The sequence below is a fragment of the Thauera linaloolentis 47Lol = DSM 12138 genome (assembly GCF_000310205.1).
GTDB lineage: Bacteria > Pseudomonadota > Gammaproteobacteria > Burkholderiales > Rhodocyclaceae > Thauera > Thauera linaloolentis.
This window is the reverse complement of the sequence record NZ_AMXE01000039.1, coordinates 22,693-35,278: the sequence shown is the minus strand read 5'-3', so window position 1 is coordinate 35,278 and position 12,586 is coordinate 22,693. Positions and strand designations below refer to the sequence as shown.

Below are 12,586 nucleotides of genomic sequence, written 5' to 3'. Positions count from 1 at the left end.
CCGGGGCGGCAGGGCGTGCCGCAGCCGCCGGCGTGGCGGCGCTCGTCGGTGCCGCGCACAGCGTGGTCAGCAGCGCCGCCAGCAGCGCAGCGACGCCGCCTCGCGGCCGGAAGATGAGGCGTTGCATGGGCGTTCCTTGTCGCCGCGCGCGTCGGCGGCGATGGTGGTTGATGTGGTGATGTGGGGTGAGGGGCTGGGGCGCACTCAGGGGGTTGAAGCCGCGCTGACATCGTTTGCATGGAGTACTTACTCGCCCGTACCCGCGCCCGCCGCCACCCTCGCCTGCGGCGGGCACGGTCAGGTCGTTCAGCGCACGCCGCGCCCGGCCATCGCTTCCGGCGTCCACCAGCGCGACGGGTTCGCCGGCACGTCGTAGTAGCCGCCGGTTTCGGTGCCGATGCTGTTGATCACGTAGATGCCGTTGGCGAGGTCGTAGTGGCCATACACGTCGGCGGTGGGCGCCGGCACTTCGTAGCGCGGCGTCATGTAGGCGAAGCCGATGCGGTACAGCTTGCCGCTGGCGTCATACTGGTCGGACGCGCCGGCCGAATAGCTGTCCTCGTCCCAGTAGAACACCCGCTTGGAATACACGTGGCGCTTGCCGGACTTGAGGGTGGCCTCGATCACCCACACGCGGTGCAGTTCCCAGCGCACGCAATCGGGGTTGAGGTGGTTGGGCGTCACCAGCACCTCGTCCGGGCACTGCTTGGGGTCGCTGAACTTGTACAGGTTGTAGGGGATGAAGACTTCCTTCTTGCCGACCAGCTTGAAGTCGAAGCGGTCCATCTTGCCGGAGAACAGCGCGGTGTCGTCGTAGGTGTTGGCCCCGGCGGACTGCGAGTTGGGCGTGTCGTAAGCGATTTCCGGCGCCAGCTTGACGCGCCGCTGGCCCGGCAGGTACTGCCACGCGCGGCGGTTGTCCTTGGCCCAGTTGAGCGGGTCGATCATCAGCGTCTGCTCGCCCACCAGGCGGGCCGGCGCGGTGGCGGTGTAGGCCAGCATCCAGTACTTGTCGGCGCTGGTCTTGTTGGGGTCGTAGTAGGGGTACTCCTGGTAGATCTCGTTCTGTCCGGTCATCACCTTGCTGCCGGCGCTATCGACGTAGTAGCTGCGCTGCGTGACGTAGTACGAGAACCCGCCGAAGCGCAGCAGGTGGTTCCACATGGCTTGGTAGCCGTCCTTGGGAATCGGGAACGGAATGCCGCCGAAACACCCGTCCACCCCCTCGCCGCCGTGCGTGGTCTTGCAGTCGACCGCGTTCCTGGCGGTGTTGTCGCGCACGTACTGTGGCACCGCAGCGGTGCGGTGAGTGGGATAGACGTCGATGCGGAAGCTGGGAAACTTCTTCATCAGCGCCTTGGTGCCCTCGGTGAGCTTGTCCTCGTATTGCGCCATGTTGCCGGCATCGACGGAGAACAGCGGTTTTTCACCGGCGAACGGGTCTGGCCGCTGCCCTGGCTGCTTCGGATCATAGCCGGCCGGCGGCGTGGTCAGCCCGCCGGTGTAGGCCGGAATCGTGCCCTCGGCGTTGCCGGCCTGCTCGGCGCCGATCCAGGTCAGCGTGGTGCCGAGCTGCGCCGCTTCCTCCGGCGTCACTTCGGCCTGTACCGGCCCGGCCAGGGCCGCCGCCACGCCGAGGGCGATGAAAGTCTTCGGGAATGCCATGTGTGTCTGCTCCTTTGTCCGGTTGCGCCCGCGTCAGAACGAGGTCTTGAAGGTGAACACCAGCCAGCCGCGGTCGCTGATCGGCTGCTCGCCATTCACGGTGGTTTCGTCCTTCACCTTGATCAGGTAATCAACGTACTTGAGCGTGAAGTTGTATTTCTGCTTCCAGTCGGCGCTCAGGCCGATACTCCAGTCACCCTGCCCCTGGTAGCCGCCGGCACGGTTGGCGGCGTTGCCCTTCAGGCCCACCGAGTAGGTCATCGGCATCTTCAGATCGAGCGATGGCAGCACCTGGAACCAGGTCGGGGTGAAGTTGATGCCGATGCCGTAGTAGTCCTTGGTGATGCAGCCGTCGGTCTTGCTCTTGCCGGCACACGGGGCAAAGCCCATGGCGTTGAACAGCTCGGGGTTCTTGGTGACCTTGTCCCAGCGCGCATAGGTGAATTCGGCCAGGTACGATGCGGTGTCGAACAGCGGCGTCTGGCCGATCAGGCCCATCGCGTTGATCACCACGTGCTGCGAGTTGCCGCGCGCACCCTCCTCGGAGAAGCCGGCCGCGCTGTTGAAGGCGCCGTTCTTGCGGTAGGACACTTCCGCGCCGACGCTGACGCCGCCGATTTCCTTGCTCAGGCTGATGCCGTACAGTTCCACATCCTGGGCGTAGCTCCAGCGGTAGTGCTGGCTGGCCGGATCGGCCGGATTGCCACCCAGCGTCAGCCAGGGAATCTTCTCGTCGTACTTGCGGTAGTAGAAGCCGAGCGTGCCTTCGAGCCAGGCCGGGCTCCAGCGCGCCATCACCCCCCCAGTTACCGCGGTCCTTGGGCTTCAGGTCCTTGCTGTGCGGCACCGAGAACCCGGGCGCCAGCGACAGGCGGGTCGGCCCTTCCAGCAGCCCGTCCATCAGCCCCAGGTAGGTGCCGCCCTCGGGAAAGGGGAACGGGTCCCACTCCAGGTAATACTGGCCGGCCACCCACAGCGTGTCGGTGAGGCCGAGCTGCGCCGAGATCTGCCCCAGCGGCTTGTACAGCTCCTTCACTTCCGAGCCGGGGTTGTTGAGCGCCTTGAGGAAATCCACCGGCTGCTGCGAATAGGCGATGCCGTGCGCGGCGGTCAGCAGCGACTCGCCCCAGTAGATGGTGTGCCGCCCGGCCTTGAAGTTGACCGGCACCTCGCCGACGTCGAAGTTGGCGAACACGAAGGCATCGAGAATCTCGCCCGACGGGCCGCGGTGATAGCGCTTGGTATGGCTGGAATAACGGTCGCCGTCGTAGCTGCTCTGGTAGCCCTGCGCGGCCACCGCCGGGCTGGATCTCACCGAGGTGTCACGGTAGGCGTGGTCGTACCAGGCCGCCCCGCTGACGCGCAGGCCGAAGTTGCGCTTGTAGGTGATGTCGAGCTCGGACAGCAGGTCGAGGCGGTTGGTGACGATGTCGCCCCGATCGAACCTGGCGTCGGATTCGTCGAAGTTCGGGTTGTTGGCAATCTTCGCGTTACGCCCTTCGGTGCGCACGCCCAGGTTGTAGCGCACGCTGTTGTCGAGCCGGATCGAAAGATCCGGGTTGCCGGTGTCGATGTTGAAAGCCTGCGCCGCACCGCTGGCCGTCATCGCGCAGGCTACCGCCAGCGCGGTTTTATTCAGGGCACGCTTGACGCTTGCGCCCGATACCGAAGCATGGTTCATCTGACTCCTCCGAATTATTCTTACCTGCTCGTCGCGCGGTCTGCTGCGCCCGCCTCATCTGGCCGAGCCGCCTGCAAGCGGCCGCAACGCGACGAGGTGTGAGTAAAGATAGGCAGGGCAGCGGGGGGCGTCTTGCGTCAATTGGCTGTGTGCGGCGGAGCCGTTTACCCCGCGTGCCTGCAGCACGCCGCATAGCGGCGGCACAACAAAAAAACGAAAAAAAACCGGCCACCCCGCCAGCGGCGGGGTGCCGGATGCGTTCATGTGGAGTTCCCCCTTGTGGAGGAGGGCCGGGGAGAGGGAGGGCCCCCACAGAGACGCAAAATTGTGCCGGCGGCGTGTGTTCGTCCAACCTCCCCCTCTCCAGTGAGAAGGAAGGGAATCGGATCCCGGCATGGCAGGCGGCAGGCCTGCGCCCGACCTTACCCGTCCTTGTGGGACCCGCGGCGAAGCCGGCGCCCTGAAACGGCCCGGCGCCTCAGTGGCCCGGCTTGATGTGCAGCGCAGTGCGCCCGCTGAGCGTGACCGCGAGCGACGCACGGCCATCCGCGTCGGCGGTGAACTCACCACTGGCGGCGCCCTCGACCACATAGCGGACGCCGGGCTTGAGGCGTTCGAAGCCCAGCGTCTGCGGCCCGTCGCCGGCCCCCGGGTACAGCACCAGTTCCAGGTCGTCGCCACGGCTGAAGGCCTTCGCCACCAGGATTTCCGGATAGCGCGCATCACCCAGCAGCGGACCGTCGAACACCGACGACGGCGGCCCCTTGACGAAGCTGTTGCGGAAATCGCCGGTGCGCATCAGCCGTCCCTCCACGCCCCAGATGTTGGCCAGCGTCGAGCCCTTGGTGTAGCGCGCCACGCCGTTCTCGACCACCGGGCCGCAATCCTGGTCCATCGAGCGGCGTGCCGCCTCGGCCAGTTCGTCGTCGCCGAACTCGCGCGCGCACATCTGCACCGCCACATAGGCGAACAGCTTGCCCGGCCGGTAGTTGCCGGCGTCGATGGTGTCGAAGAAGGCCAGCGCCTCCTTCGGCAGAGTCAGCCGCGTCTGGCCCTCGGCGTCCTGCGTCAGGCACATCGACAATTCCTTGCGCCCCACCGCCCACAGCTTGCGCGCCAGATCGGTCGAGAAGATGTTGGCGAAGAAGGCGAAGCCCGCCTCGCCGGTGTAGAACGGCATTTCCAGCCCGGTCCAGTATGAGCGCAAGCCGACCAGCGAGCCTTTCTGGTCGGTGAACTCGGTGTCCAGCATGTGCAGCCACTTGGGCAGCACCTGGGCGGTGTCGCGGCGCTCGAACAGCGTGTCATACACCGCCAGCGAGGACATGCCGTACATGTTGCAGACCGGGTACACCCAGTTCGGCTCGCACGGATACAGGCAGAAGTCCGAACTCTGGAAGTTCTCGCGCACCGACTGGTTGATGGAATGGATGTCGTGGTGGTAGCAGGTCTTGTCGTTGAGGCGGAAGCTCAGGCTGCCGGGCTGGCTGTAGCGGGTGTCGCCGGCATTGAGCATGTACTGGCCCACATGCATGCCGTACCAGCCGGTGAGCATGATGTTGTCCTTGCGGGCGGGATCGAAGTCGGAGAAGTTGAAATGCCCCCACATCGACTCGTACACCCAGTAGCCCCACACCTTGCGCTCGCGGTAAGTGTCGATCACGTTGCGCTGCGCCTGGCCCAGATAGCCCTGGAAGTTGGGCGTGTAATGCCCTTGCACCATGCCCAGCGCGAAGCCGATGTGGTTGAGCTGGTAGCGCAGGGCGGCCGGCTGGAACTGGTCGATGATGGTGTAGCCCTTGTACTGGCCGACCGGCTGCAAGGCCAGCTCGAGCAGGTAGCGCACGCCCTGCAACTGGTCCGGCGTCAGTTCGCGCTCGCCCGGCTCCGGTTCGGTGGCGGCGCGCTGGTGCACCTCCGCCAGCGACTCGGCGAAGAAACTTTGGCGGAACTTGAAGTGCTCGCGGTCCTTGGCCCGCCGCTTGGCGCCGCGATACTGGAAGAACAGGAAGGTGGCGGCGGCGGCGGCCGGCGCCAGATACACCGCCGGCGGCCAGATCGCCTCGCCCGCCAGCCAGCCGGCCAGCGCGGCGGTGCCCAGCCAGAGGGTCAGCGGCGCCACCACCATGCCCGACCAGAACCAGGCAATGACCGCCAGCCAGAAGACGAACACCGTCAGCGGGAACAGCAACGCCCAGGCGCCACCCAGCGCCAGGAAACCGGCGCCGGGCATGAACAGCCCCAGCCCGGCGGCCTGCCACGCCGCCGACTGGCCGGTGGCCACCGGTAGCAGCGCCAGCAGGCACAGCAGTGCATACACCACGGCATTGCGGCGGTGGCGCGAGGCCGTGACCGGTCCCTTGTGCCCCTGCAACAACTGTATCGGCTGCCGCAGCATGCGGGTCGATTCCATATTGCTCATTGTCTCCTCCTTCGAAAGGTCGCGCCTTCCGGTCGTTATGTCATGGCGGCATTTGCAACACGTGCGGCGTGCGCGGTGCGTGCGCTACCCCGATACCACCATACCGGCGGCCCCCGCACCACACTTGCGTTTATTGGCTAGCAACGGCGCCGGCCCGCCCCCGCCGCTAGCGGCCGCGCCACACCGGGCGGCGCTTGTCGTTGAAGGCGGCCAGCCCTTCCTGCGCGTCTTCGGTCTGGCTCAACAACGCCAGTTGGCCTTCGGTATAGGCGATGGCCTCGTCGAAGCTCATCGCCGCCATCGCCCGCATCGCGTAGCGGCCGCGCCGGATCGCGGTGGGCGATTTGTCGGTGAGGCGTGCCAGCAGCCACGCCACCTTGGCATCCAGCTCGGCGGCCGGCACCACATGGTTGAGCAGGCCGCTGTCGCGCGCCGTGGCGGCATCGAAGGGCTCGCCGCTGAAGCACCATTCGCGCAGCAGGCGCGGCGGCACCAGATGCTGCAACAGGCTCAGCACCTGCATCGGGAACAGCCCGATCTTGACTTCCGGCAGGCCGAACAGCGCATGGTCGGCCGCCACCGCCATGTCGGCCATCGCCAGCAAGCCCATGCCGCCGGCCATGCAGGTGCCGTTGATGCGCGCGATCGACGGCAGCGTGGCATTGGCCGCCAGCCGCAGCAGATCGGCATAGGGCACGTTGGGGCGGGCATGATCGAAGACGAAGCCTTGCCCCGGCTGCAGGTCGCCACCGGCGCAAAAGGCCTTGTCGCCGGCGCCGGTCAGGACGATGGCGCGCACCGACGGATCGGCATGGGCGCGGCGGTAGCCCTCGCCGATGCCTTCGATCACCTGCGGGTTGAGGGCGTTGCGTTTGTCCGGGCGGTTGAGGGTGATCCACAGCGCGGCGGCGTGCTTGCGCAGCAGCACCGCGCCGTCCGCCACCGCCTCCATGGCGGCATCGGCAACGTCGGCGGTAGTCAGCGAATCGGGCTGCATCATGCCACCTCCTGGCGTGCCACGGCCGGCGCTTCGCCCTGCCCCACGGCCGGCTCGGGTGCGATTTCCGCCACCACGCGGTAGGCCGCCACCTGCCCGCCCACCTCGGCATGCAGCGCGCCGACCCGGCCGGCCAGCGGCGCCGGGTGCACGTATTCCATTTTCATTGCTTCGAGGGTCAGCACCGGCTGGCCCGCCGCGACGGTGTCGCCTACCGCCACATGCACCGCCACCACGCGGCCATTCATCGCCGCGCGGATGCGGCCGTCGGCATCGCCGCCATCGTTGCGCGTGGCCGCCGCGTGGGTACTGTCCTCGACATGGTAGGCGGCGGCGCCGTCGTCGAACCACAGGCTGGCGCCGTCGCGCACGCAGGCGGCGCGTTGCAGCAGGCCGTCATGCAGGTAGCGCAGTGCGTGCCCGCTGCGGCCGGCCAGGCTCAGGACCTGTTCCTCGCCCGCCACCGTCACGGCAAAGCGGCCGGCGCCGAGGTCGAGCAGCCGGGTGGCGCACGCGGCGCCGTCCAGCGTGAAGCGGTAGTCGATCGGCAGGCGGTGGGTGATGTCGCAGCCGGCCGGCACGGCGGACAGACTCGCCGCCATGGCCGGACCGGCCTCACCGGCCGTCACATGCAGCAGCAGCGTCGCCAGGGCTTGTGCACCCGTCGGCGCGCCCGCGCGCTGTGAGGTGTGCGAGATGGGCGATGTCTGTGAAGGATGCGAAGTGGGCGCTTCACTGACGGCCGGCAACGGGCCGGCCTGCAGCAAGGCCTCGCCATGCGCGGCGATGAAGGCGGTGGTGGCGTGGCCGGCCAGGAACACTGGGTGCCGCAGGCAGCGCGCCAGATAGTGCTGGTTGGTCGGCACGCCCAGCGCCACCGCGTCGTCGAGCGCGCGGGCAAGCTTGCGGCAGGCGGCCTCGCGGTTTTCGCCGTGGGCGATGAGCTTGGCGATCATCGAGTCGTAGAACGGCGGAATCGCCTCGCCGGAGGCCAGCGCGTGCTCCACGCGCACCTCGGCCGGCATCTGCCATACGTGCATGGTGCCGCTTTGCGGCATGAAGCCTTGCGACGGCGCCTCGGCGCACAGCCGCACCTCGACCGCGTGGCCGCTGAAGCGCACCGCCGCCTGCGTCAGCGGCAGGACTTCGCCGGCGGCCACGCGCAACTGCAGTTCGACCAGGTCCAGCCCGGTGATCAGTTCAGTGACCGGGTGCTCCACCTGCAGCCGCGTGTTCATCTCCATGAAGTAGTAGCGGCCCTCGGCATCGAGCAGGAATTCCAGCGTGCCGGCGCCTTCGTAGCCGATGGCGCGCGCCGCCGCGACCGCGGTGTCGCCCATGCGCTGGCGCAGCGCGGCATCCACGGCCGGCGACGGCGCCTCCTCGATGACTTTCTGGTGGCGGCGCTGCACCGAACAGTCGCGCTCGCCCAGGTGGATGACGTTGCCGTGGCGGTCGGCGAAGATCTGCATCTCGATGTGGCGCGGTTCGAGAATGGCACGCTCGAGAATCACCTCCGGGCTGCCGAAGGCGCTGTGCGCCTCGGACCGGGCGCTGCGCAGCTCGGCGGCGAACTGCGCCTCGCCCTGCACCAGCCGCATGCCGCGCCCGCCGCCGCCGGCGGTGGCCTTGATCATCAGCGGAAAGCCGATCTCGCGCGCCGCCGCCGCCAGCGTGTCGTCGCGCTGGTCGTCGCCCTGGTAGCCGGGAATGCACGGCACCCCGGCCGCCAGCATCAGCCGCTTGGCGCCGGCCTTGTTGCCCATGGCGACGATGGCCGCCGGCGACGGGCCGATGAACACCAGCCCGGCGTCGCGGCAGGCCTGGGCGAAGTCCGCGTTCTCGGCGAGGAAGCCGTAGCCGGGGTGCACCGCGTCGGCACCGCTGCGGCGTGCCGCGTCGATGATGGCGGGGATGTTGAGGTAGGACTGCGCCGGCAGCGCCTCGCCGATGCATACCGCCTGGTCGGCGTCGCGCACGTGGCGGGCGTGGCGGTCGGCGCTGGAATACACCGCCACGCTGCGGTAGCCGAGCGCGCGCGCGGTGCGCATCACGCGCAACGCGATCTCGCCCCGGTTGGCGATGAGAATCTTGGTGAAGGGGGTCTTGTCGGTCATGGTGTGACGTCTGCTCTCGCTGTCGGGGAAAGCCGTCGCGGCCCGCCGCAGGGCGCGGCCCGCGCCGGTACTCAGGGGCGCGCCACCGCGAACTGCATCGGCTGCGGCTGGCGCAGCGCGGCCTCGCGGCAGGTGGCCAGCACGAAGGACAGCACCGCCCGCGTGTCGCGCGGGTCGATCACGCCGTCGTCGAGCAGGCGCGCGCTGGTGGCGAAGGCGCTCATCTGCGACTCGAAGGTGTCGATGATCTGCTGCCGCATGCCGTCCAGCCGGGCCTGATCCACCGCCTGGCCTTTGCGCTTCATCGCCGCCTCGGCCACGATCGCCATGGTCTGCGCCGCCTGCTCGCCGCCCATCACCGCCGTCTTGGCGTTGGGCCACGAAAAGCAGAAGCGCGGATGAAAGCCCTGGCCGCACATGCCGTAGTTGCCTGCGCCGAAGGAGGCGCCGCAGTACAGCGTGATCTGCGGCACGGTGGCATTGGAGACGGCCTGGATCATCTTCGAGCCGTGCTTGATGATGCCGGCCTCTTCGACGCTGCGGCCGACCAGGAAGCCGGTGATGTTGTTCAGGTACAGCAGCGGGATGCGCGCCTGGCAGCAGGCCTGGATGAAGTGCGTGGCCTTGGTGGCGCCGGCCGGGTCGATGGGGCCGTTGTTGGTGATGATGCCGACCGGGTGGCCGTCGATGGCGGCGTGGGCGCACACGGTGGCCGGGCCGTAGCCGGGCTTGAATTCGAGGAAGTCCGAATCGTCGACCACGCGCAGCAGCACTTCGCGCATGTCCACCGGGCGCTTGGGGTCGGTGGGCATGATGCCCAGCAGCTCTTCGCCGCTGTAGCGCGGCGGGCGCACCGCGCGCGCCGGGTTCGCCACGGCCGGTGGCGGCGGCAGGTCGCGGTTCCAGTCGAGGCGGGCCATCACGTCGCGCGCCAGGCGGATGGCGTCGCGGTCGTCCTCGGCCAGGTAATCGCCCAGCCCCGACACCGTGGTGTGCATTTCGCCGCCGCCGAGTTCTTCCTCGGTGGCGATCTCGCCGGTGGCGGCCTTGAGCAGCGGCGGGCCGGCGAGGAAGGCGCGCGCATTGTTGCGCACCATGATGATGTAGTCCGACAGCCCGGTGATGTAGGCGCCGCCGGCGGTCGACGAGCCATGCACCACCGCCAGCACCGGCAGTCCGGCCGCCGACAGGCGCGCCAGGTTGCGGAAGATGTTGCCGCCGTGTACGAAATGCTCGACGCGATATTGCAGCAGGTTGGCGCCGGCGCTCTCGATCAGTTGCACATAGGGCAGCTTGTTTTCCAGCGCCAATTCCTGCGCGCGCAGCACTTTCGGCAGCCCCATCGGCTGCATCGCGCCGGCGTCGATGCCGGAATCCGAGGCATTGATGACGCAGCGCACCCCGGACACGTAGCCAATGCCGCAGATCACGCCGCAACCCGGCACGCTCTTGTCCGGGTCGGGCGTATCCAGGCCATAGCCGGCCAGCGTGGACAATTCGAGGAACGGCTTGCCCGCATCGAGCAGCAGCGCCAGCCGCTCGCGCGGCAGCAACTGCCCGCGGCGCTCGAAACGCGGCTTGGACGCGGCCGAGGCCTGGTGGGTACGGGCTTCCAGCTCGCGCACGCGCGCCACCAGCGCCAGCATGCTGTCGCGGTTGGCCCGGAAGGCGTCGCCGCTCGTCTGGATATCCGATTCGATTCGTTGCATGTTTCACCATCCCGTTGGGTCGTTGCCGGCGGTGCCGGCCACGCCGGCCACCGCATGAGCACAGCCTAACGGCGCCGCCGCGCGGTGGTCTTGTGTCAATTGGCTGGTCGCCCGGCGCCGGCATGGGGCATGCCATGGCGATTGCGCGGGGAGGTCGATGGCAGCGTGCCCCTGCCTTGATCTCGCCTCAACCCGGCCGCAGGTCCACGCGGTACTTCGCCAACAGCATGGCCGGCGCATAGGCCAGCTTGGCGCGGCGGAAGTTGGCCACGCCAAGGTCTTGCTCGAAGTTGATCCACGGCGCATCGGTACGCTGCGCCAGGGCGTGGAACATCAGCGGGAAAACGCCCGCATAGGCCGCCAGCCCCTTGGCGAAACGCACCACCATCACCTCGGCGTTGAGCCGCTGCGCCAACAGAAAGCCCGCCGGCCGGTCGTCGGCGTACCACAGCCAGCCTTCATGCGCGGCCAGCCACGGCGCTCGCAGCGCCGCTGCGCAGGCGACGTGGTCGGCCTCGCCGGCGGCCTTGCCCTTTTCGGCCATCCAGCCGTCCAGCACGCGCAACGCATCGTCGCGCGCGGTGGAGGCAGCGGCGGAGGCCCCGCCAACTCCGCCAAGCGGGCAGCAGCGCATCCGGTGCGTGTCCAGCAACTGCCGGATCTGCGCCCGCTTCTTGCGCAGCCGCGAGCCATTCAGCGCGCACAACTCGTCAGTCCGATACACATAGTCGGCATCGTCGCGCACCGCCCGCGCCACGAAGCGTGCCGTATCCAGCCCGGCCACGGTCTGCCCGGACAGCGGATACAAGGGGCCTTGGCGGGCCACCAGCATCGCCAACTGGCTAGGATCGGCAGCGGCGACGTCGAACAGCGGCAGCACGTGAGCCTCGCCATCGTAGGTGCGGCCGACGATGCACGGCAGCGCCGCGTCGCGGATCAGGCGGTAGTCATGCGCCGCGCGGAACAGGTACAGGTTGGAAAAGCAGTACTCGGCCGGGCACCCCTCCCCTTGTGCCGCCCGCAGCGGCCGCAAACGGGCCTCGACCCAGTCCGCCTGCGACGGGCATAAGGGCTCGGCCTCCGCCAAGACTGCCGCCGCGCCCTCAGCCACGCCGCCCCGGCGCCGGGCCGTCCGCCGGCGGGCCGGCGAAACATTGCGCAATCGCCAGCCACGCCGTGGTGGCCGGACCGCCATGCTCCAGCGCCAGGTCGTCGCGGTGGCGGCGTTGCGTCACCAGCAGACAGAAGTCTTCGGCCGTGCCGCGCAGGTACTCGCGGGCCGACGGCCCCTGCCAGGTCCACACGCCGCCGTCGGGGGCGTTGAGGCTCACCTGGGGCGGCGGCTCGGGCACCGCCAGGCCGCGATTGACGAAGCTCCAGCCAAAGGTGGACACGCCCAGATGGGCGATGTGCTTCAGACGCGCAGTGGGCGCCCGGCGCCGCCGCAACGCGTCGTACACGTCCTGCCCGTGCGCCCAGGTTTCCATCAGCCGGGCGGTGGCGAAGGAGCGCGCGCTCATGCTCGGTCCGTACCACGGCAGGCGCGCCTTGGCGTCGCGGGCGGCCAGCACCGCCACCAGTTCGCCGAACTGCGCCCGCCACGCTGCCAGCAGCTCGGCACCGCTCAGGTGGCCGTAGCGCGCGCGGGTGATTTCGCTGATCTGGCGACCGCACGCCAGCTCGCCCATCACCACGGCACAATCGCGGGCGAAGGCATCGGCATCGGTGGCGGCCAGCAAGCCGGCCTGATCGAAAAAGCACAGATGGCCGATGACGTCGAAGGCCGTCCAGCCGTGGAAATCGGTCGGCAGCGACCACTGCGCCGGCGTCAGCGTTTCGGCCAGGGCCACCAGTTCGATGTATTCGGCCAGCAGATCGGCGCACAGGTCGCGCATGGGGCCTCCTGAGGCGTGAGTGGGTTCGTGAGGCAACGGCCTGCGGTGCGATGCAGCGCCGTTCGATGAGCAAGCGAAGCGGGTGCAGGTGCGCGGTTGT

8 protein-coding genes and 1 pseudogene are annotated in these 12,586 nt (G+C 68.7%); all 9 read right to left on the bottom strand.

Annotated features, from left to right (window positions below; translation table 11 throughout):
- Nucleotides 1–306: 306 nt before the first annotated feature.
- Complete coding sequence (locus C666_RS11280) at nucleotides 307–1,665, bottom strand: DUF1329 domain-containing protein (RefSeq protein ID WP_004338619.1); 1,359 nt, start codon at nucleotides 1,663–1,665, stop codon at nucleotides 307–309.
- 33 nt (nucleotides 1,666–1,698) lie between these two features.
- Nucleotides 1,699–2,460, bottom strand: coding sequence for a DUF1302 family protein (locus tag C666_RS21095; RefSeq protein WP_051019930.1), 762 nt, complete (start codon nucleotides 2,458–2,460; stop codon nucleotides 1,699–1,701).
- A gap of 67 nt (nucleotides 2,461–2,527) precedes the next feature.
- A pseudogene (locus C666_RS21090) lies at nucleotides 2,528–3,271 on the bottom strand (DUF1302 domain-containing protein); the annotation flags it as partial.
- A 553-nt stretch (nucleotides 3,272–3,824) separates the two neighbouring features.
- On the bottom strand, nucleotides 3,825–5,759 hold the full coding sequence (gene lis, locus C666_RS11270; RefSeq protein ID WP_004338616.1) for a linalool isomerase: 1,935 nt from the start codon (nucleotides 5,757–5,759) through the stop codon (nucleotides 3,825–3,827).
- Between the two features lie 175 nt (nucleotides 5,760–5,934).
- A complete protein-coding gene (locus tag C666_RS11265; protein ID WP_211206745.1) occupies nucleotides 5,935–6,768 on the bottom strand; it encodes an enoyl-CoA hydratase/isomerase family protein in 834 nt (277 codons plus the stop codon).
- A complete protein-coding gene (locus C666_RS11260) occupies nucleotides 6,765–8,882 on the bottom strand; it encodes an acetyl-CoA carboxylase biotin carboxylase subunit (RefSeq protein WP_004338611.1) in 2,118 nt (705 codons plus the stop codon). Before C666_RS11260 ends, C666_RS11265 begins: the two co-directional genes overlap by 4 nt.
- A 71-nt stretch (nucleotides 8,883–8,953) precedes the next feature.
- A complete protein-coding gene (locus C666_RS11255) occupies nucleotides 8,954–10,591 on the bottom strand; it encodes an acyl-CoA carboxylase subunit beta (RefSeq protein ID WP_004338609.1) in 1,638 nt (545 codons plus the stop codon).
- A gap of 187 nt (nucleotides 10,592–10,778) precedes the next feature.
- Nucleotides 10,779–11,678, bottom strand: coding sequence for a phosphatidylglycerol lysyltransferase domain-containing protein (locus C666_RS11250; RefSeq protein WP_157280491.1), 900 nt, complete (start codon nucleotides 11,676–11,678; stop codon nucleotides 10,779–10,781).
- Nucleotides 11,679–11,694: 16 nt separating this feature from the next.
- Complete coding sequence (locus C666_RS11245) at nucleotides 11,695–12,486, bottom strand: TIGR03084 family metal-binding protein (RefSeq protein ID WP_004338604.1); 792 nt, start codon at nucleotides 12,484–12,486, stop codon at nucleotides 11,695–11,697.
- Between the last annotated feature and the right edge of the window lie 100 nt (nucleotides 12,487–12,586).